General features: G+C 33.9%; 22 protein-coding genes and 1 other annotated feature. Of the genes, 1 reads left to right on the top strand and 21 read right to left on the bottom strand.

Annotated elements, in window-relative coordinates:
* Positions 1-218: 218 nt before the first annotated feature.
* The 19 genes from ACFCYN_RS14205 to ACFCYN_RS14115 all read right to left on the bottom strand — a co-directional run bounded on the left by ACFCYN_RS14205 (position 219) and on the right by ACFCYN_RS14115 (position 18,024).
* Positions 219-416 (bottom strand): hypothetical protein, encoded by a 198-nt coding sequence (locus ACFCYN_RS14205; protein ID WP_375949976.1) that lies wholly within the window; start codon positions 414-416, stop codon positions 219-221.
* Between the two features lie 552 nt (positions 417-968).
* Positions 969-1,460, bottom strand: a complete 492-nt coding sequence (locus tag ACFCYN_RS14200; protein ID WP_375949975.1) for a hypothetical protein — start codon at positions 1,458-1,460, stop codon at positions 969-971.
* A 45-nt stretch (positions 1,461-1,505) separates the two neighbouring features.
* Positions 1,506-1,670, bottom strand: a complete 165-nt coding sequence (locus tag ACFCYN_RS14195) for a hypothetical protein (RefSeq protein ID WP_375949973.1) — start codon at positions 1,668-1,670, stop codon at positions 1,506-1,508.
* 194 nt (positions 1,671-1,864) lie between these two features.
* Positions 1,865-2,059: a hypothetical protein gene (locus tag ACFCYN_RS14190; protein WP_375949971.1), complete on the bottom strand. Its 195-nt coding sequence runs from the start codon at positions 2,057-2,059 to the stop codon at positions 1,865-1,867.
* Positions 2,060-2,108: 49 nt separating this feature from the next.
* Positions 2,109-2,345, bottom strand: coding sequence for a DUF4083 family protein (locus ACFCYN_RS14185; RefSeq protein WP_375949969.1), 237 nt, complete (start codon positions 2,343-2,345; stop codon positions 2,109-2,111).
* Between the two features lie 577 nt (positions 2,346-2,922).
* The gene (locus ACFCYN_RS14180) at positions 2,923-3,156 is read right to left on the bottom strand and encodes a hypothetical protein (protein ID WP_375949968.1); all 234 of its coding nucleotides are present in this window, start codon (positions 3,154-3,156) and stop codon (positions 2,923-2,925) included.
* 131 nt (positions 3,157-3,287) lie between these two features.
* The gene (locus ACFCYN_RS14175; RefSeq protein WP_375949967.1) at positions 3,288-4,613 is read right to left on the bottom strand and encodes a TnsD family Tn7-like transposition protein; all 1,326 of its coding nucleotides are present in this window, start codon (positions 4,611-4,613) and stop codon (positions 3,288-3,290) included.
* Positions 4,614-5,332: 719 nt separating this feature from the next.
* Positions 5,333-5,851 carry a hypothetical protein gene (locus ACFCYN_RS14170; protein ID WP_375949965.1) on the bottom strand — a complete coding sequence of 173 codons (519 nt, stop codon included), beginning with the start codon at positions 5,849-5,851 and terminating at the stop codon, positions 5,333-5,335.
* A 934-nt stretch (positions 5,852-6,785) separates the two neighbouring features.
* Positions 6,786-7,166 (bottom strand): hypothetical protein, encoded by a 381-nt coding sequence (locus tag ACFCYN_RS14165; protein ID WP_375949963.1) that lies wholly within the window; start codon positions 7,164-7,166, stop codon positions 6,786-6,788.
* Between the two features lie 201 nt (positions 7,167-7,367).
* Positions 7,368-7,544, bottom strand: a complete 177-nt coding sequence (locus ACFCYN_RS14160) for a hypothetical protein (protein WP_375949961.1) — start codon at positions 7,542-7,544, stop codon at positions 7,368-7,370.
* A gap of 139 nt (positions 7,545-7,683) precedes the next feature.
* Positions 7,684-9,339 carry a TnsD family Tn7-like transposition protein gene (locus ACFCYN_RS14155; RefSeq protein WP_375949960.1) on the bottom strand — a complete coding sequence of 552 codons (1,656 nt, stop codon included), beginning with the start codon at positions 9,337-9,339 and terminating at the stop codon, positions 7,684-7,686.
* 10 nt (positions 9,340-9,349) lie between these two features.
* Positions 9,350-10,987: an ATP-binding protein gene (locus tag ACFCYN_RS14150; RefSeq protein ID WP_375949958.1), complete on the bottom strand. Its 1,638-nt coding sequence runs from the start codon at positions 10,985-10,987 to the stop codon at positions 9,350-9,352.
* Entirely contained in the window at positions 10,977-13,112 is a 2,136-nt protein-coding gene (locus ACFCYN_RS14145) for a DNA-binding protein (protein WP_375949956.1), read from the bottom strand. The genes ACFCYN_RS14150 and ACFCYN_RS14145 overlap by 11 nt, the downstream gene beginning before the upstream one ends.
* Positions 13,087-13,926, bottom strand: a complete 840-nt coding sequence (locus ACFCYN_RS14140) for a TnsA endonuclease N-terminal domain-containing protein (protein WP_375949954.1) — start codon at positions 13,924-13,926, stop codon at positions 13,087-13,089. Before ACFCYN_RS14140 ends, ACFCYN_RS14145 begins: the two co-directional genes overlap by 26 nt.
* 474 nt (positions 13,927-14,400) lie before the next feature.
* Positions 14,401-14,883: a hypothetical protein gene (locus tag ACFCYN_RS14135; protein WP_375949952.1), complete on the bottom strand. Its 483-nt coding sequence runs from the start codon at positions 14,881-14,883 to the stop codon at positions 14,401-14,403.
* Between the two features lie 307 nt (positions 14,884-15,190).
* Positions 15,191-15,433: a DNA alkylation repair protein gene (locus ACFCYN_RS14130; protein ID WP_098119769.1), complete on the bottom strand. Its 243-nt coding sequence runs from the start codon at positions 15,431-15,433 to the stop codon at positions 15,191-15,193.
* 65 nt (positions 15,434-15,498) lie between these two features.
* On the bottom strand, positions 15,499-15,693 hold the full coding sequence (locus tag ACFCYN_RS14125; RefSeq protein ID WP_098119768.1) for an NETI motif-containing protein: 195 nt from the start codon (positions 15,691-15,693) through the stop codon (positions 15,499-15,501).
* A 95-nt stretch (positions 15,694-15,788) separates the two neighbouring features.
* Entirely contained in the window at positions 15,789-16,511 is a 723-nt protein-coding gene (locus tag ACFCYN_RS14120) for a Bax inhibitor-1/YccA family protein (RefSeq protein WP_098119767.1), read from the bottom strand.
* Positions 16,512-16,638: 127 nt separating this feature from the next.
* Complete coding sequence (locus tag ACFCYN_RS14115; protein ID WP_375949949.1) at positions 16,639-18,024, bottom strand: glycine--tRNA ligase; 1,386 nt, start codon at positions 18,022-18,024, stop codon at positions 16,639-16,641.
* 81 nt (positions 18,025-18,105) lie between these two features.
* Positions 18,106-18,285 (bottom strand) — a binding site (T-box leader).
* A 211-nt stretch (positions 18,286-18,496) separates the two neighbouring features.
* Between ACFCYN_RS14115 and ACFCYN_RS14110 the strand changes: the two genes are divergently transcribed.
* Positions 18,497-18,925: a hypothetical protein gene (locus ACFCYN_RS14110; protein WP_375949947.1), complete on the top strand. Its 429-nt coding sequence runs from the start codon at positions 18,497-18,499 to the stop codon at positions 18,923-18,925.
* Positions 18,926-19,183: 258 nt separating this feature from the next.
* On the opposite strand, the gene ACFCYN_RS14105 is transcribed toward ACFCYN_RS14110, so the two are convergent.
* Positions 19,184-19,891 carry an ABC transporter ATP-binding protein gene (locus tag ACFCYN_RS14105; protein WP_375949945.1) on the bottom strand — a complete coding sequence of 236 codons (708 nt, stop codon included), beginning with the start codon at positions 19,889-19,891 and terminating at the stop codon, positions 19,184-19,186.
* A 20-nt stretch (positions 19,892-19,911) separates the two neighbouring features.
* Positions 19,912-20,682, bottom strand: a complete 771-nt coding sequence (locus ACFCYN_RS14100) for an ABC transporter ATP-binding protein (RefSeq protein WP_172444864.1) — start codon at positions 20,680-20,682, stop codon at positions 19,912-19,914.
* Between the last annotated feature and the right edge of the window lie 5 nt (positions 20,683-20,687).

Raw genomic sequence — 20,687 nt, 5'->3', positions numbered from 1 at the left:
TGTGCCTAACCAAAATCGCCTCCAATCATCCAAATCTGTTTTTAATTAAAGTACTTATTATTATTGTATGACAAATTGATGTGATTTTTAGTTTTGAAAAAATATGTCAATTCTAATTTTTTTATGCAACTAAACTGACATTAGCTCAATAAAAAAATCCGACCAGTCAGCCGTTCACATTCTTCAACTAAAGTAACCTCTAGTTGAACAAACTGTTTTTAAATGCCTTTATGTTTATATGATTTTGTAATCTTGATAATTGTTCTAGTCATAAAAACGATGATGGAGATGAGACCCAACCAAAACCACCAGTTAATTTCATGTTTTTCCCATTTTGACTCAGTCATAAGAAAAAATATGATGATAAATAGAATACTTGCCCATTCGTCTGCTAATTCATCTGTTAATGTTTTCAATGACAGACTCTCCTTTTTGATAAATTAAACTATCTTCTAGTTGTATAATATGAGATGTGATTTTAAATCATCATTGTTTTAAATAACAATCATCAACTAACTGTTTGATACTTGCAAAGGAATTTATAGTCTAATTCCGTTATTTCGACTTCAATAATTTAGTTCTTAACCAAAATGAATAGGGTACATATAGACTAGAGAAACAGAGTATTTTTAGCCAAATGGCGAAATGCGAATAGTCGAATAAGAGGTTAAGTGGAACGAATACAAGGACTGAAAGTAATACAAATAGCACACGTCTCTTAAACTTAAGAGTGATGGTTATGAATCCCACCACTACTATGATCAAACCCAATACAATTTCATTTGATGTAATTAGCAAATCAAACATCCTTTACATATATAATTTCAAATGATTTAACATTCTCGGAGAATTACTACTACAAATACCTATTCAATTTGTCTGCTGTTTAAATCCAAAAAAATCGACTATCCAACCGATCCATCTTATTTACCTCATGAATCGGTTAGTTACATTGTTAATGCGTTTTTTTATTTAACGGCAATTTCTTTCACGAAGGGGATACTCAAATAACGATATTTAATGATCACTTGATGGATTGATTTGTTTTGGACAATGCTCAATCCATAGGTTCTATCTTTTTTTGTAGATGTACCATTGTTTACTTTTTTGAGGCTATTTGTAAGTGATGTATGAGGTTTAATCTCAACATCATCAATATCTTTGATGATAGATTTCTTACGATCTTTGAACGAATCCGAAATAATGAATGGTTCGGTTGGATTGCTTACTTGGATTTTTACATTTAATGGTTGTTCATTGTTGTTCACTAACACATCAGTAAGTTTTATTTTTCGCCACCCTTTATTACCTATGGCCATCACGACCGCGTGTTTATCTTGAGTCCAACCCAACGTAGCACTTTCTAAAGGAGGGTTTCGTTTTAGTACTGGTTTCAATCCAATCAACATGACAAATACAACGATCGCTAAAACAACGACTGTTTTTTTCAAAACCGACAATTTACCCACCTCTACTTTTTATCAATGAAAGTTGTTATTTCTTTTCTAAATTGCTAATTCTTTTTTCGAATTCGTTAGTTTGTTTTTTGAAACAGAAGAACTATTCGTGAATAATAAGATGATTTTCTTTATGATTTTAAATAGTATAAACCCTACTATGATGATGATTACTAAGTCGGTTAGCGTGTTTATCAAACTAAAATGTCTCATTGTTTATCCTCCTAAAAAATCCAAGGTTATGTCTTTAACTAGATACTTGTTTTTTGAAATCCTACATAAACTAAGCGATTGATTAACATAAATAAGAATTATTTGTGTAGATGTGAAACGTAAAAGGTTTGTGCGGCAACCAGAATTAAAAATAACGTTATAACAAAGAAGGCGATTGACAAACCTTTCTTTTTTTAAATATATTGCTCTATGCCCATTAAAAACATAAAAACGGATAAAAAGCTTTGACCGATACCTTCATAAAAAAAATTGGCAGGGTAAGATGAAAAAGATAAAATGGCAAATAAAACAATTGGTATTGTCAATATCATCAGCATAATGACAATAGGCTTCACTCTATTTTTGAATAAACGTTCTCTATATGTCATAAGTTGTATACCTCATTTCAATTCTTAAGGATGCTTAAGTTATATCGATTTAATTAGAATTCTTTTCAAGCAGTTCAATTAATTTGTCTAATTTAGATTCTATATTTTGTAATGATTGTCTATTGTGGGATTGATTTCTGTTTCTTCTTAAAAAAAACAATACGAGTGCAACGATACTTCCAATTATTATGATCCAATAAATGATAGGGATATAAGTAGCTATGGAATCGTTGATGTCTTTTGTGTCTGTGATTGTATGGGAAACATTTCCTGATAAATAATTCATAGTTATTCTCCTATTTACATTACTTTGTGATTAGGTGCGTCCTTGATTTGCTGTTTCGATCAAAAGATTTTTAAGATAAAAGAATTTGCCGCATTTCATGTTTCAATTGAAATACGAATTATGGTGTAAATTGAAATATCATATTGTGACGACACATTAAATATTAGGTTAGGTATAATTTGCTGTAAATTGGGAAAATATAGTCTATTTATTCCTTAATTTTTGGCTTTATAGCAAAGAATTTCTCGAAAAAATATGAAAATATAGCATAAAACATTGGAATTTTAAATGTTTTTAACTTGGGAAAACATTGTTCTTTTTTAACTAATCAATTCATTCATTGTAGAGTTTTTGATCTAATTATTTCATGAATAAACAATTGTTTAACTAAACTACCTATAAGTTGAACAAGGATCAGCGAACAGCGAGCCCAGAATTAATAAGTTCTGGACTTCATACTTCTTATCTTTTTTTTCACAAAGGCTCTGTTAAAGAAAAGTGTAGATATTTGGTATTAAAAAAAGAACCCTAAATAACAATGAAGGGTTCTTAGACCATATATCCGTAGAGTGCAACATCAATCACCATATGAAATATTTAATGATGAACTTTTACCCATTAACTTATCACCTAAGTTATCCACCAATTCTTCTAAATCATAGTAATTTTTATCTGATATATCCCACTCAGCAAAGTCTGGATATGAATAGCCAAATTCAGTTTTAGTTATTGGTAATTCTTTAATCCCATTACGAGTTTGAACCTCAATTATCGTTTGTTCTTCTGAAACTTTTCTAATAGTTACGTTCATTTTTCCATCTCCTTTTTATGTGTCACTCTTTTCACCTAATACGCATTGTACCGCTTTTCATCCTATCGATCCAACTACACTTTTATTTTATAGTCGAATTTTTGCAATCCGATAAAAAAACATTAATTTGCTTAGAATACTGGCCTGAAAAGCAACATACCTTCTTGCCTTTTTATCTCACAATAACACTTTTTTGCATAATGTTCTCGAACCAGACTTCTCGACACATTCAATAACTGGGCGATCCGGTAAATTGGATAACCACCGTCCACCATTTGTTGAATCGTATTGTACCATAAGGATCCATACTTGCGAACCGAATGCGTCACAAATATTTGTTGTTTTAGCGGATCCGGACCCAAGCGCGTATATTGAAAGCCGCAATGACAGGAAAAGATGCCTTGTGGCAAGCCTCGAACTTTGTTCCGAATCACATTGACGGATTGGATGACGTTTTTTCTGTAATGCGACGCAGCTCGATTCAAACAAGGAAACGGTCCTTCTCCGAATGGTTCATACGCTTTGGTTTTCCACTTCATCAAGTCATCGACCGTTTTATGACAATAGAGTAATAGCAAGATGTGCGATAAAGGATGTGCAGGTCGATTCGTTGAATGGGGCATGATCATGCGCCAACTTTGAAATGTCCGGTCATGGTGCAAGACATGTAAGAGATTCGGTTCAAAGAAAGCGCGGAACGAGTGATATAGTGCCTGATGATCAAACCGTCCTTTGACGCCTACACAGCCTTTTTCGCGTAATGCATTTTCATAGAAAGAATGAATCCTAGTCAACTCCATTCCCTGATGGTTGGCTAGTAACTTTACACTTTCCTGCGCGATTCGAGTCACTAGCCATTCACTTTTCGCTGTCGATGGAATAAAACTAGGACCACCATCACACACATCAAACGTCGCAGCAACGTATGGTTCATGCGATCGATGTCCGTACAGAACTTGGCTATCATGTAAGGGATAAGCGTGCTTTACACAAACCGTAACGCCCGGCAACTGATGTGACCGTCTCCAGTACGTTTCTCCGACTGTCGCTTCATCTTCGTTTAAACAGATCGGACAGTAGCGTAAATAGGTTGGTGGAGGGATTGTATACTTCATCGCACCGGAGCTATTAAAAACCAGTCCATTCCGTTCACCTTTTCGGACTAACTCCGTTAATTGCCCCCGATTCGACTCGCCTGTAAAACTGGCATAATAGGGAACTAGCGTATGTTTTTGAATCCATTCGTCTACCGTTGCATTGGTATACAGACTCACTTTCGAATGAAGACTTTCTAACCCACATGGGAACTCCACATATGGCCGCTTCGATATTGAAACTTCGTTAAATAAGTCGTTGAGCGACTCTTTTTGCCTCATATCCCCCGTTCGAACATGATACCGCGCGATCACGCTGTAAAATAATTCGTCTGGATAGATGGTTGGAAATTGATTGATCACCTTTTTCACCTCTTATAGAACACACGTTCTATTTTAAAGGTCTACCAATGCGATGCCAATCATCAAAATTTGGTAAAAAAATAAAGCAGGAACCTAACAACAAAAAAATCGACTATACAGTCGATCATGTTTTTTAACAAATGCATGCTTTCGTGCAACAAAGATTGCGTATAATCATATGTAATGATTGATTACAACGTTTTAGTTTTTATTATGTTTCTAATAAGTGAAGAAATAGGTATCGCACAAATTAAAACAATTGACCAAAATTTACTATCGTAGCTACCATGTTCTACATAGAAAAAAATCAGTAGAGTACCCAAAATAATAGTTAGAGCAATAATTTTTTGATATCTTCGAAAAATCTTGAAGAGTAATAAAAATAAACCCATAATTGCACCAAAAATGGACAGTTGAATAAATAATCCAGTCATATAGCCAACCCTTTCAAATTAAAGTAGGACAATGAATACAAAGTCTTTACGTTTGGATAAACCTATTATAATGAATATTGATACAAATTTTTAAGTTAAAAAATCAATCAACGCATAAAAATTTTTCGACAAATTCAAATGTTTTTTTTCATTGATAATTTTAGAACGTATTTGTTGAATTATTGAACTAAATTACCATTATGTTCAAAAAAAAAGACCGACAAATTGTCGATCATGTTATGCAACTAAAGCTTGCGTTAGTTGCTTAGTGTCTTTTTGGAATTGTTATACTTTCTTTTTCTCTTTTTCCCATTGCTTGACTTTTTTATCCATTTCATCTTGCAAACCCGCTGCAATACTTTGATCGTGAGAGATTTGTTTGACATACTTAGACGGGAATATTCTTTTTAAATCATCATAGAGCATGTCGCCATCACCAGGTTCTTCGTAACGAACAACTTTGTATGAATCTCCTTTTTCTTTTAAAGTAATTGATGCTGGCACAACACTTCCAGTTTCCAATTCTGCTTTTGTAGAATAGGAAAATCCTTCATAAAAATACTGAAGATAAACTGTTGTTGTATCATTCTTATTTTTCGATCCGTAGATTTTGTGTACCTCAAATCCTTTGTCACTCGGATTATTTAAATTACCTTTGTATTTATCTACAACATAATTTGAGATAAAAGCATCCATTTTCTTTGTGACACCTTTTGGACCATTGGTTGCCGATGTTTGACTACAACCTGCTGTACTTACGACCACTAAACAACTCAACAGTAAACTCACAACTTGCTTTTTCAACAAAATCTCACTCCATTTACAATTTATTCTTCATGATTTAGTCACTTTCATTAGAAATTGAATCCAGCCTGCTTCTATGTTTTCAGTAACTCCCATAAAGTTCCTTATACTATGTACACTTCCTTTTTAACTTGGCGGAATTTTGCCTTTTTTATAAAAATAAGACAATCCTCATGTAGTTAAACTACCATTTTGCTCCATAAAAAAAAGACCATCACAGCCGATCATGTTGTTCAACTAACGCATGCGTTAGCCATCCATGAATCCTCAGATTCACAACAGTGAATGGAAGTTTATATCGTACTCCCATGGTAGTTGCATAAGATTTATTGCTTAATAACCCTTTTATTTTCTATTCTCATAATGATAAAAAACAAGTGCCAAAATGACACTTCTTTTTTTTGTTTTTCCTACCAATCCATAACCGTAGCGATTTCGTCATCTAGATACTCCGCCGAGAAGATGAATCCTTTTTGATAAACGATAAAATCATTCAGCTGTAGTGATGCTGGCGGATTGCTAATTTGATATGCCTTCGCATGGTGGTTACGTAAGTACGTTTGAAACCCTTTATTCTCTCTCGCTTGTAGCGAAATCTTCGACTTCAGCGCACTCTTTGGGTGAAACGTGAAAAACAATTTCGTTCGAATCGCAAGGGAAGGACTTGCGTGTAATGTGGCGTAGAGAATACAGCAACAAAGTAAAATAAGTAACCAGGTTTTACGGGACAAAGAACCCCCTCCTTTTGTTTGTTTAAATTTAATTATATCTAGATAACGGGTATTTGTAACTTGGGGGAATTTAGCCTTTTTTACAAAAATTATTCTTATTCAGCATAACTGCGATTTTGTTGAATAAGAGATTGAAAAAAGATCACAATTTGTGATCTTTACTTTTTCTTATTCAATTAATGCATGCTTTAGTTGAATAAAACTTATTTTTGATTCAATAATGTTTCAATTGCAGTAATCAATTTTGCATCATCTTTTTTTGTCTTTCCTACTATTTCACTAGTTGTGAAACTCATTAACTTTTTGTCTTGATTATACAATGTAACACTGTATAACCATCCCTTTTCATTAGTGTTTTTATTTTGGGAAACTTTAATATCTTTAATATCAGTAATAAAGTTTTTAATTGCCTTCTGTTCTGTTATTACTCTGTTCTCTCCATTCTGACCGTTAGTAACTTCAATTTTATTAATTTCATTTAAATTTCCGTGATACACTTCTGAAAAACTCTTCTTATCCGTATTACAACCAAATAGTAATGAAAATACACTAATACAAAGAAGTATGCATATAATTTTTTTCATATTTATTCCACCTTCAAAAATTTTTAAGTTAATTATATCAGCTTAACGACTTTTGTAATTTGGGGGAATTTCACCTTTTTTCATTAAAATCTGAACAAACCTTATGCAATTAAACTGCCATTTAGCTCCATAAAAAAATCGACCATCACAGCCGATCATGTTGTTCAACTAATGCATCAGTTAGTTGAATTTGATTTTTCATTATTTCTTTTCTAAATTGCTTATTCTCTGTTCTAATTCGTTCATTTTACCTTTTGAACTAGATGAATTATTCCTTATAAATAATATTATTTTTTTTACGATTTTAAATAGTACAAATCCTATTAAAATGAAAATTGCTAAGTCGATTAACGTAGTTATTAAACCAAAATTATACATTTTTATTCTCCTTCTAGATAACGGGTATTTGTAACTTGGGGGAATTTAGCCTTTTTTCATTAAAATCTGAACAAACCTTATGCAACTAAACTGCCATTATGTTGAATAAAGTTACCCGTTTTACAGTGCACACACTATTTCAACGATTCAGTCTATTCATCGCGTCATTTAAGTACTGTTTGACCGGCTCATTCCATTTCGAAATACCGGACACTTTTTTAATTTGCGTCTTTTTGATCACTAGTTGTTGTTGCTGCAATTGCTTTATCGCCCAATCAATTAAACGGCGCTCAAGGTCTTCTCTCGTTTCAATTTTATCAGCCAGATACGTTTTTGTTAATGGCATTTGATCTAGTTTTTTATACAACATTTGCCCTTTTTTCACTCGCTTCACCAAATAGCCCATCGTTAGTTGAGTTGGTTTTGATTCCAGAGCAAATAAGTTTTCCACTTCGCGTTTGACGTTTTCCAGCATAATCGGGTCAAACAATTCTGGGGAGCTATAATCCGTTTGAGCATAATCCCTCTTTTTCGCTTTTACTTGAAAAGGCTTGCTGTGGGCATTTAAGATTGTATGTATAGTATAGTCACTCGTCTGGAATTGTTCTTTTAACTCAGTCATCGTACACAGTTCAGAAGCCCTTAGAAGCTTATCTGTCCAAATCTGTCCATATTCAACGACTTTTTGGAACCGATAGCGCTCTTGTGCAGTCTTCTCTGGACCAATTCGCTGGTATGTATACCCGCATAGGCAACAAAAGACACCGACCGGTAGTTTACTACCATAATCAATCGTAATATCCACTTCATTGATCGTCGCGACATGCACATGATCTGCGGCGGGATTTAAACATGGCCACGGTCCATTTCCAAATGGTTTTTGTTCGATTTCACGCTCATTCCCTTTCTTTTCCTCAAAAAAGATATGCAACAGAAGATGCGGCAGCGGATTAATAATTTCAGCTCCATCATATAACAAACGTGGCAACCATTTGTCGATTTCTTCTAGTTCGAACCATTTGAGAAAGTCATGTGGATATCGTTTTTCCATCGCTTTGATCAACTGTTTTATTTCAATATTCTGATTTATATTCACATAACCGTGCGCATTCATTCGCGCACGGTATTCCTTTATATACCAATAATCTTCTCTCTTTTCATGATACTGTTCATACAACCGTTCAATCTGTTTCGCTACTTCGAGGTAAAGGGGAAGATATTCCTTTTTTAACTGGATCGTTGTGCTGGTTTTCATTGTATTCGGATGTTTGTATCGAATACTGCTTCGTCTCCGTACTTCAACATCACTAACTCGAAGGGGAATACCATGCTTAGGACAAACGAACACGCCTGGCGTTTGATGAATACGTAACCAGTATGTTTCCCCATCATGTTCCAGCATTTTATCAAAACAGGCTTGACAGAACTGATAATGAGCGAGTTGAATCCGTTTATTACTGCCTTTTCCGGCAAGACTCGGAATTTGTTCTCCACGATCACTTTTCATGCATGTTCGAAGCCTGTTTTTTCGATCATTCGTTCCATAAAACGCATAATAGGGAAACAACGTATGATCATGTATAAAAATATCCGAATCAAGCGCACTCACATGCTTGATTCGGTCAACAAGTGTATCGATTCTGGACGGTAAATCATAACTAAATAATATCTGTTCATTTCCAACCAATTGTTTCATGCTTTGACCACTATGTGAATTACCAGAGCGTGCGTGAAATCTCGCTAGCACACTATCGAGTAATTCGCCTGGATACGGATTTGGGAAAAATGGTAACATTGGATGCCTCCTACAGAATGAATTCTTGTAACGGGTCTTTGATGTAACCTGCCTCTTTTAACAGGTCATAGGTTAATCGTTTCTCTTTTTTCGCTTGTTCCGCAATGGGAAGGAGGACTTTTAACCCTTCTTTCTCTGCTTGCTCCTTTTTCGTCCGTTTAATGATCACGTCTTCTTCATCAATCTTCTGTAATACGCCAACCAGTAGGGTTGTTTCATCCGCTTGAGGGTCCAGTTTAATGAGCTGGTCGAACACTTTTTTCGCTTTTTTCTCATTCTTCCCGAGAGCGATGACCGCCGTAAGGACTTTTTCTTCAAGCGAAATTTGATTGATTCGTTTTTCTTTTGCTCTTAGTCGATGTTCTTCGATTAAGCTGTTTTTATCAAGCGAGGTCGACATCACTTCCAGTTGTTCTTCTAAGTCAATCGAATACAAATCTTCATACTTCATAATGGCCTTTGGATTACCCGAACGAAGCGCTTTTAACATCGGCTTAATCATCGCCAGATCTTCATTGACGACTTGACGCATTAATTTTTCACTAATACCTTTTCGTTTATGGATAATCGCACGCCCTTGTGCAACCGTAAAAATTTTAACGGCTAAGTCCGTAATTCCCTGAGAACAATCGTATAGTACTTCACTTAGTTCGTTGTCATGCGGGATAAACTCTTTTGTCCATTGATAGTCCCATAACTCATTTGTAAATGTGAGCCACTCTTCACTAAATGGTAATGGTTTCCAAACCTTCCCTATACTTCTTCGGGCAATTCGAAAATCGAGTTGAAGGACTTGTTTCGCTTTCATCGTACCAATCACCATCACGCCAACACCGACAACGTTCACTAATGTAACGAGGAAGTTCATGAGCATTTCACTCGTTTTATTGGGTCTGATTAAATGTTGTAATTCATCAATAATAATCGCACCAATACAATACGTTTTTGCAATTTTGGCAATTCCAGTTACCATTGTAGACACAGATGTACGTTTGTATTGCTTTAAAAAAGTCGTACCTAGTAATTGATCAATTTGATCAAAAAAACTGACACATAGCGTTTTCATACTCCCATCATGAGGGCAATCGAGTTTTAACCAGACGATTTGTGTCGTACCAACTGGTGCGGGATGTATAATCAGTTGCGGATAATACTGTAAAATTCGTTCAATCGCCGTTGATTTTCCCATGCCCGAATATCCAATTAAACTAAAACTGGTTGCCTCGCTTAACGAATTTGGCGGTAAGTACAACTCTTCACCCGCGTTCAATTGACTATGAAGGATGTGAAAATTTGTCGCATGATCTTTATCGAGTGGATTCCGCCCGACGTAGCTGTCTCGTAAAAAACGTGAAAACGTCATTTCAAGATTCAAATGTAATTTTCCCACATGAAAAAATGATTTGACGGACGTCAGTGAATGAAACCGCTCATTATCATGAAACTCTGAGAGATTCTGTTCAATTGATGGATAGTGGCTCATAAATTCAAACGCGTCGTATTCGCTCATAATTTTTGGTAATGCTGTAATTAATGGATTATCACGATATTTTGATATTTTTTCGTCGGTTCGATAATTCGCTTTTATCGCTTTTATACCGCTAGGCAATAAGATGTATTTTTCTTCATTAATTTGATCAATTTCCACCTAATCGTCTCCTTCCGTGAAGTCCTCTTTTTTTTCGAAGATGTTCAATCGATGGGTATTCTGGTAAATCTTCTTCTTCATCTTTTTCTGAAAGGTGCACGTTCTGTTTCGGTTCGATTTGTTGATTCAATAATCGATGTTGTTCTTTTTCTTCTGCTCGATTTTCTCGGATACTACCAATCTTTTCTTTTTTCGTTATATACCCAGCTTCTGCTTGCGCAGCATTCGTTTCAGTCGTCGCACCATTCACAATACTTTTCATCGTTTGATAACCGTCGCTTTTTAACTGTTGATTCGAGTGAGCTAATTCTTTCTTTAACACCTTATACTCATCCTCCATTTGATCGACTTCTTCATAAGACATTCCGTTAAAAGATTGATATTGTTCTAGTAACATACATTCAAGTAATTCACCATCATAATGGATATAAATAACCCCTACATTATCAGGATTAATACTAATCTTCACTTTCCATGCACCTTTTTCACCTGCATGGAAAAACCAATTCTCTATGATAGCTTTCTCACACGAGTAATGATATTTACGGTATCGAATCCCATCTTTTGTGACACTCCCCTCTTTACGGGGGGATGTCATGAGTCGAACAAAATCCTCAGGGAATGTCCGAAGCTTCCCGGATCGGTGTTGAATACCCCATTCCCATAGTTTGCTAGGTATTGGTTCTACTCCATTACTCATCATTTCAGCGTCTAATAAATAAGTCTCTAGACTATGATTATTGTGATAGAGTACAAACTGAAGTATGATCTTCCGATATTCCTCAATGGTCAATTTTGCACCCAAACGATAGTCTTTTGCGCCTCGTTCACCGAAGTCTGTCTGAATATAACCTGGCAAAAATGGTTTATAGTACTCGTCCATTCGGTGAAATAACTGCTCAACATCACCCTTCATATCTGCTCGGTAGCTCGCTGTATTTTCGACACTGACACCCATGTTTTCGATTAATCCTAGTGCATTTTTTGAAAGAAATTCTCCACGGTCGGCAAGAATTTTTTGTGGCAAATGTTGCGAAGGCCACATCGATTCTGGAATAGTAACGCCTAACTTTTCACAATACGCTACTTTATCAGATGCAGCATTCCGAATGACAAAACTAGCCGTTCGCCAAGAAGCTGATTCGATCTCAGCGTAAAAACCTGTAATCAATTTACTAAATACGTCAATCATAAAATAAACAACAGGGCGTCCAACACCTTTTGAACGGTTAAAACTTGAGACAAGATAAACATTACCCCTGGTTGAATCCACTTGAAAACGATGACCTGGTCCGTATACGTCATTCGTTGTTTTTCCAATTTTCACACGATGATTCCGTTGAAATGCTTTCTCTCCAAGCCGTTTTTTAAGAACATCTTCACTATCAAATAACTGCTTATACCAGTACCGGAATTGTCGAATCGTCGGATAGAGATCAGGAGATTTAAGAATAACTTTTTCAACGCCATCGACTACGTATTTATTTTCGTAAAAATATTCTTCGAGCATCATCTCATAAGCAAACTTAAGATTTGTTTTTTTACTTGTTAAATAGTGTTTTTTGATACTTTTCCGAATGAATTGTTTGATTTCATCTGTGATAATACAGCCCTCACTACCATACTTCGTCGGACGACCCAGTTTTACATGATGACTATTTTTCGTTTTGGATTTTCCACCTCGCGCAGAATAATTCGGAACCAATGCAAGTGACGTTTTTCCTTCACGCCAATATTTTTTTAAAAGTCGATAAATTCTTTGAAAATCTACCTTTCTTGTATTTGCTACTTCTTTAATTAATTGCCCCCGTTTTTTACCATAAATCCTTGGTTCATTTGTTGCTAAATCTTTAATCAACCCCCAAGCCTCTTCATATGCTAACCGTTCACTAGGTGTGCAATCTTCTAGTAGCATTAATCTCAAATTGGTATCTACATTTTTTTTCCATTCATTTTCTTCTACTCGCCTTGAGAGTTCAATGATGAATTCCGACTTAGGCATTCCTTTGCTATTTAAGTTGATAATATAGGCTTGTTCATAATCGGAATCGATCCATAAAATTCGCCAGCATGTATCATTGACTAAATCTTCATATACTTCATTTACCACAAAATGATTGTACAATTGAGCCTGCCTCCTCTTCATTTGCAATAAACTCAGTAATCGGCTGTGTAAAATCTAACTTTACTTGAAAATCATGTTGTTCAATCACGCGTCTAGCTACTAAACATTTAAATAATCCTAAACCAGTTCCATTTTCAAGCTGATAGCTTTTATCAAATGTCTTACAAAAGTGAATGACACTTGGACTCCCGTGTATAGTTAATAAATCATCAACGAAAATAGGTAAAAATTCTTTATTTTTGTCGACAGTATAGAATGTATATAACATTTCAATATTTGCTACAAGCTGTTCTGGGAGTTCTTTCTCAGTTACAATGCCCCAATCAATCCCTTTTTCTGAATAATATATTCGTTCGACTTCAAATTTTTCAATAGTTCGTAAGTTATTTAAATCCATCACAGGCTTAATAGTTCGCCCCAAGAACCGTTCTTTCCCATTTTCAACAACTGTTAACAGAAAATCAGTTGTAAAAGGGATATAAACATCTGTTTTCGGATCGAATGGATGGTCAATATTTAATTCTTCGCAAATCCGAATGGTATCCTCAAGATTCAAAGGAAATTGTTCTCGGATATCCTTTATATTTTTAGACCATTCACATAGATAAAAATACTTCTCTTCTAAATCCGAAAAAAATGCATGTGTTCTTCCAGTTTTATACCCTAAAACTCGATGAACCCGTCCAACAGAAGGAACGTCATTCGTATCGATCCATGGGCTATATTCTTTTCCTTCTCCTTGACCTCTTCCTTCTTTTATAAAACGATTATGCTTTGCTTTTGTATAACGATATTTACTAGCGATCCTCTCCACCTCATTTCAAAATACTTCACTCTACATTATAGAACATACGTTCTCGTTCGTCATATGTAATAATTGTCAAATTGGACACTGTTAGTATTTAGCAATAAAAAAAAAGATTCGTCAACGTCATATTACCTATTATAGGGACAAGCACCGTTTACATTTTCGGATACACTTTTGTATACAAAACTTATTGAATTATCAATGCTTTGGATACATAATGATGTTAATTTGGGCTAGGATATACATTTTTGATTTATTAAAGAAGTGAAATTTTCTTCCAATTTTTATCAATATACAACTGTTAAGTAGGAAGAAAATTTCCATATCTTTTCGGCATACCTAGTGCTTTGAATAGTTTCAAATACGATCACTGAATTGACCATAAAAAAAAGACTATCATCTTTTTGATAATCTTTTCTTTATATTTTTAGCACTTCAATCACTCAATTTATTTAAATATAATGTTTTGAACTTTTTTACCTAAGGGTTCTTCATAATTCTTTTAAAAAGTGAGTTAAATTCGATTAAATTTGATTGAAATGTTGATTCGTCTTTAGCTTTATTTAGTTCAATTACAGTCGAAAAAGTGTCCCGGATGCAATCAATTGTCTTTTTATCTTTGATTATAAAAGGGTAACTGAATGGCGATATTATCCCTTTTATAACCATGTCCATCGTAACTTTCCAAGAAATGGCTTTTTTTTGGTTCTCAAATGGAATCATACTGATAATAGGATATTTCTTGAATTCATTTATCGATATCATTAATATCCCTAAATAAGCTTGGCTTATCCCGGCACCTGAAATAAAGTTTTCTAGCTTTTGTTTCGCTTTTGAACTTGCTATATTATAATTTAGTTTCACCAAGGTATTTTTCTTAAATATCTTGATTAGCTCTTTTTTTGAATCTTTGTCATTCATTATACTTTTTACATAATTTTGAAGTTCACTTATAAAATCCATACTGAACCCTCTATTCGATATTAATTTAAATCATACTCGGTTATCTTTCATATGGAGATTGCGATCAACAAATAATTAGAATATATGTTTAAAAAAAGACATTGATTTTATCAATGTCTTTTTTTAAAGAAAACACTTTGTATAGTTATTCATATATTTGAATAACTATACAAATTTTACAGAAACATCTTTTTCACATTAACTATTGTAAATTCACTTTAATTGTTGTAAATTCATCTTAAATATTGTACTTTCACATTAAATATTGTAAATTCACACTAAGTTTTGTCATTTTACAACAATTTAACTACAGTGAATCAGCAGTTTTTTCAAACATTACACTTTGCTCAATTAAACCACATGCTCCACATTGAACTAAATACTCAGGTCCTTTATATGGAACAAAAAATGGATCTAATCCACCTGAAATATATTCTTCTTGTTCGATATCTCCGCTTTGAGCATTTAATTTAACAGCTTTTGGATTTTGTTCAATTAAATAAAATCTACTTTTGTTTGTTTTACAGCGTGGACATGCTAATTTATGCATATTTTTCACCTCATATTTTATTCATATAAAGTTACTTTTCCAATAATTTACTTTTTTTATGCATTTTAATTTGCACTTAATTTTCCTTCAAATACGATTCTTCTTCCGGTTGGTTCGATTTCTACTTTTCCGTTTACCATTTGCTCTGAAAAGATTGGAACTTCCATTCTTTTAACCGGTGTATACCCTTCTTTTTGCATTCTTTCTATACAATCATTAATTGTTTCGTTTTCAAATACTTCAAATTTTTTCTTACTCATTTAATTCCCTACTTTCTTATCATTTTAAACATCAGACTTTTAATATAGTAAAAAACCTTACTTTCATTTGAGAGTAAGGTTTAATATGACTACAATTAATCGCGAAGCCTTGAAATAAATCGAAGAGCTTCAATATAAACCCAAATTACAGTGACTAATAAACCAAATGCACAGTACCATTCAAATTCTTTTGGTGCACCTTGTTTAACGCTACTCGTAATTAAATCAAAATCTAAGAATAAATTAAGTGAAGCAATCACAAGAATAGCTAAACTTACAAATATTCCAATTGGTCCAGATTGTTGGATATATGGAATCGGAACATGGAAAAGCTGTAGAACCATTGTCATTAAATAAAATAATAGAACACCAATCGTTAGACCAAATACAATTGATCTAAAGCGATGTGTTACTTTTACAAGTCCAGTAGCGTAACAGATCAACGTTCCAGCAATGATTGCAATCGTTAATAAGACTGCTTGTAATACTATCATTCCGTAGGTTGCTTCATAGACTGCTGAGATATTTCCAATTAATATTCCTTCAACTGCTGCGTAGATTGGTGTAGTAATTGGAGCAATTCTTGGTGAAAAAGATGTTACGAATCCAAGTATTAGTCCAACGATTAAACATCCAATAAACACTTTCGAATTAAGTGTACCTGTAGAAGTTAAATAAAAAGAGTATCCAGCTGTTGCGATTAATAATACTAATGCAATGATTGTTTTACTAATTGTACCACCTAGTGTCATTGCTTGTGCTGAATATCTTGATTTTGATAAACGTTCAGAATTTAAGATAGGATTTGAACTCCTCATTTAAAGTCCTCCTTTATTTTATACCTTTATTTTACCATTTTTAGTAAATTTCTTAAACTTTAAACAAGCTTTAGTAAAATATATGAAAAAAGATGCCCAAAAGGACATCAGATTTTCAATAATTAAATTAAAATTTAACCTTATTTGCTAAGAATGATTGTAGTTCACTAATTGCAACACGAGTTTGTTCCATTGTGTCACGGTCACGAACTGTTACTTTTCCATCCTCAATTGATTCGAAATCGTACGTGATACAGAAAGGAGTACCGATTTCATCTTGACGTCTATAGCGTTTTCCAATTGAACCCGTTTCATCGAAGTCAACATTAAAGTCTTCTGCTAATGCAGCAAATACTTCTTGTGCATTTTCAGATAATTTTTTAGATAATGGTAAAATCGCTGCTTTATAAGGTGCTAATGCAGGATGTAGACGCATTACTGTACGAGAAGTACCATCTTCTAATGCTTCTTCATCATAAGCATCAATTAAGAATGCTAATGTTACACGGTCAGCACCTAATGATGGTTCGATACAATATGGAACGTATTTTTCATTTGTGATTGCATCATGATAAGTGAAATCTTCAGTTGAATATTCCATATGTTGTTTTAAATCATAATCTGTACGAGACGCGATGCCCCATAGTTCGCCCCAACCAAATGGGAATTTATATTCAAAGTCAGTTGTCGCATTACTATAGTGTGATAATTCATCTGCACTATGTTCACGTAAACGAAGGTTTTCTTCGTTCATACCTAAAGCTAAAAGCCATTTATTAGCAGTTTCTTTCCAATAGTTATACCACTCTAGCTCTTCACCAGGCTTACAGAAGAATTCAAGCTCCATTTGTTCAAATTCACGAGTACGGAACGTGAAATTTCCTGGAGTGATTTCATTACGGAAGCTTTTACCAATTTGAGCAATACCAAATGGAACTTTCTTTCTCATAGTACGTTGAACATTTTTAAAGTTTACGAAAATACCTTGAGCTGTTTCAGGACGTAAGAAAATTTCATTTGTGCTAGATTCAGTAACACCTTGGAATGTTTTAAACATTAAGTTAAATTGACGAATATCTGTAAAGTCATGGCTACCGCAATCAGGACATGCGATTTTATGTTCTACAATTAACTTCGCCATTTCTGAAAATGGAAGACCATCAACGATAATTTCCATTCCTTTTTCATCAAGTGCATTTTCAATTAATTTATCAGCACGATGACGAGCTTTACAATTTTTACAGTCAATCATTGGATCATTAAAGTTTCCAATATGACCTGAAGCTTCCCATGTACGTGGATTCATTAAAATTGCAGCATCTAATCCAACGTTATATGGACTTTGCTGAACGAATTTTTTCCACCAAGCTTTTTTTACGTTATTTTTTAATTCTACACCAAGTGGACCATAATCCCACGTATTTGCTAAACCACCATAAATTTCAGAACCTGGGAATACAAATCCTCTGTGTTTAGCGTGACTTACTACGACATCCATCGATTTTTCTGACATTTCATTTGCCTCCAATTTTCAATTGTTTTTTTGAAAATGTAAGAATGAAATAAAAAAGCTCTCATCCTTAGGCATTTTCAGCCTAGGGACGAGAGCTGTATATGCACCCGCGGTTCCACCCTAGTTGACAATTAAAAAAATTGTCCACTTTAAGAATTAACTCAGGAATGCCTTTCGCTAAAGGTTTTGATTGAGCTCCCACTATCCTCAATTCGCTAAGCAAAATAATCTTTAGTTACTTCTTTCCGTCAACGTTATATGTAATAAATAATATGTTGTTATTTTAACAAAGTGACAACTAGTAAGTCAAATATTATTATGATCAATTTAGTATTAAAAAATACGTCGAATTTTTTGAATATTTCTAGGAATATTCATGTAAAGATAAAACCTTTACAGTATGAACAATAATTGGTATGATAGAAAAGTTGTTTTATTTATATACCTATACTACCAGAAGGGAGTGCTAGTTTTGAGTAGCAGCATTTTTCTAAAGAAAAAGAAACGTTCAGCAGTATTGCTTGATAAACATCATTCCATTCGTTTATTAAAGACGAACAAAAAACGAATCGTGAACAAAAGAAATACCAAAATAAAAGGGTTCGAACAGTTATTAGTTAAAGAATTAAACGAAGAAATGATTTCAACTTCAAACAGTACGGTAAATGAAATTTCTGAAAATGTAAGTAATGTAGTGATCGAAGGACTTCCAGTAACATTTCTTCTAAAACTTGGAAAAGAGTTTTTCTCAGATTTAGAAGCAGTGAAGTACTATTATAATAGTAAACATGAAGATTTTTACAAGAATCGTAGTTTACTAGAGGAATCACTTCAATCTTCAATTAACAATGCTTCAAATGAAGATCAATTAAAAATTTCGGAATTTATTTCGAACAAATAATATTTAATAGTAAGAAGAGGATATCCTAACCATGATATGTTTAGGACATCCTCTTTTTTATTTTTCTGTAAGTACGAAAAATTGCAAAGATGTGCTGGGGTTTAATAATGACCGTAAATGACGGCTTTTTCAAAATTTAGTTTAAACCGCTAATTACTCAAACTTATCAACAAATGATTGGTTCTTTTTCAAACAAAAAAAGAGCTATCTTTATCAGTTTACCTGAGATAGCCCTTTTCCTTCAATTTTACCTTATTATCAAGCTAAATAAGCTTTTTTCACTTCTTCATCATTCATTAATGCCTTACCTTCACCAACCATTTGAATTTCACCTGTTTGTATTACGTAACCACGATGTGCGATTTGTAAAGCTTGGTAAGCATTTTGTTCAACAAGTAAAATGGTCATTCCTTGTTTGTTTAGTTGCTCAATGATTTCAAATATTTGTTCAACGATAATAGGTGCAAGGCCCATTGAAGGTTCATCAAGCATTAGTAATGATGGTCCCATCATAAGTCCCCTACCGATTGCAAGCATTTGTTGTTCTCCACCACTCATCGTACCACCTTTTTGACTTAGGCGTTCTTTGAGTCTTGGGAAGTAGTCAAATACCATTTCCATGCGGGCTGCGATTAGTTTTTTGTCTTTAACTGAGAAGGCACCCATTTCTAAATTTTCTTTTACAGTTAGTTTAGAAAAGATTCTTCTTCCTTCTGGTACATGTGCAATCCCCTTTAAAGCGATTTCATGAGATTGTAGCTTTACAATTTCTTCACCTTTATAAATCAGATTGCCTGATTTTGGTTTAACTTGCCCACAAATTGTTTTTAGAGTAGTAGATTTTCCAGCACCGTTACTTCCTATTAATGTTACAATTTCACCTTCATTTACTTCTATGTTAATATTTTTCAGTGCTTGTATACCACCGTAAAAAGAGTTAATATCTTTTAATTGTAATAGCGTCATTTTTTTCTTTACTCCTTTCACTATGCAGTAGTCACTGCACTTTTTCCTAAATAAGCTTCAATTACTTTTTGATTATTTCGAATTTCAAGAGGTTTACCCTCTGCAATTTTTTCTCCGTGATCAAGTACAAATAGATATTCCGAAATTTCCATTACAAGCTTCATATCATGCTCAATTAATACGATTGTTAAGTTTAGATCATCCCTCATTTGATAAATTAAATCAGTCAATTCTTTCGTTTCTTTCGGATTCATCCCTGCAGCCGGTTCATCTAAAAGTAAGATTCTTGGTTGAGATGCCAATGCACGAGCAATTTCAAGTCGTCTTTGTGCACCGTATGATAAACTTGATGCTTCCTCATTATAAACATCAGCCAATCCAACGTATTCTAACCATTTATACGCTTCTTTCATCGCCGATTTCTCTGCTTTTTTAAAGCTAGGTAAATGGAATAGTGTTGAAAAAACACCATATTTTAAATGCTGATGCATCCCGACCATAACATTTTCTAAAGCAGTCATACTATTAAACAAACGAATATTTTGGAATGTACGAGCTATACCTTTTTTATTTACTTTATGTGGTTTTAATCCTACTAAACTCTCATTACCCAGCAAAACTTCACCACTTGTTGGAGTATATACACCTGTAATCATATTGAAAAATGTTGTTTTTCCAGCCCCATTTGGCCCGATTACAGCTGTTATTGAACCCTCTTTTATATCAATATTTACATTATTAACAGCAGTTAAACCACCAAAGTTTTTCGTTAAATTCGTTGTTTTTAACATTTGAT

Origin of the sequence: Gottfriedia sp. NPDC056225, from assembly GCF_042267765.1 — a bacterium.
GTDB lineage: Bacteria > Bacillota > Bacilli > Bacillales > Bacillaceae_G > Gottfriedia.
Note: the sequence above shows the minus strand (reverse complement) of the source record. Positions and strands in the feature narration are given on the sequence as shown.

What these genes read in the sequence shown, in the direction of transcription:
- ACFCYN_RS14195 (WP_375949973.1), bottom strand. Translation starts at nt 1,670, where the DNA reads ATGAGACATTTTAGTTTGATAAACACGCTAACCGACTTAGTAATCATC.
- ACFCYN_RS14190 (WP_375949971.1), bottom strand. Translation starts at nt 2,059, where the DNA reads ATGACATATAGAGAACGTTTATTCAAAAATAGAGTGAAGCCTATTGTC.
- ACFCYN_RS14185 (WP_375949969.1), bottom strand. Translation starts at nt 2,345, where the DNA reads ATGAATTATTTATCAGGAAATGTTTCCCATACAATCACAGACACAAAA.
- ACFCYN_RS14180 (WP_375949968.1), bottom strand. Translation starts at nt 3,156, where the DNA reads ATGAACGTAACTATTAGAAAAGTTTCAGAAGAACAAACGATAATTGAG.
- ACFCYN_RS14165 (WP_375949963.1), bottom strand. Translation starts at nt 7,166, where the DNA reads ATGAAAAAAATTATATGCATACTTCTTTGTATTAGTGTATTTTCATTA.
- ACFCYN_RS14160 (WP_375949961.1), bottom strand. Translation starts at nt 7,544, where the DNA reads ATGTATAATTTTGGTTTAATAACTACGTTAATCGACTTAGCAATTTTC.
- ACFCYN_RS14155 (WP_375949960.1), bottom strand. Translation starts at nt 9,339, where the DNA reads ATGTTACCATTTTTCCCAAATCCGTATCCAGGCGAATTACTCGATAGT.
- ACFCYN_RS14135 (WP_375949952.1), bottom strand. Translation starts at nt 14,883, where the DNA reads ATGGATTTTATAAGTGAACTTCAAAATTATGTAAAAAGTATAATGAAT.
- ACFCYN_RS14130 (WP_098119769.1), bottom strand. Translation starts at nt 15,433, where the DNA reads ATGCATAAATTAGCATGTCCACGCTGTAAAACAAACAAAAGTAGATTT.
- ACFCYN_RS14125 (WP_098119768.1), bottom strand. Translation starts at nt 15,693, where the DNA reads ATGAGTAAGAAAAAATTTGAAGTATTTGAAAACGAAACAATTAATGAT.
- ACFCYN_RS14120 (WP_098119767.1), bottom strand. Translation starts at nt 16,511, where the DNA reads ATGAGGAGTTCAAATCCTATCTTAAATTCTGAACGTTTATCAAAATCA.
- ACFCYN_RS14115 (WP_375949949.1), bottom strand. Translation starts at nt 18,024, where the DNA reads ATGTCAGAAAAATCGATGGATGTCGTAGTAAGTCACGCTAAACACAGA.
- ACFCYN_RS14105 (WP_375949945.1), bottom strand. Translation starts at nt 19,891, where the DNA reads ATGACGCTATTACAATTAAAAGATATTAACTCTTTTTACGGTGGTATA.
- ACFCYN_RS14100 (WP_172444864.1), bottom strand. Translation starts at nt 20,682, where the DNA reads ATGTTAAAAACAACGAATTTAACGAAAAACTTTGGTGGTTTAACTGCT.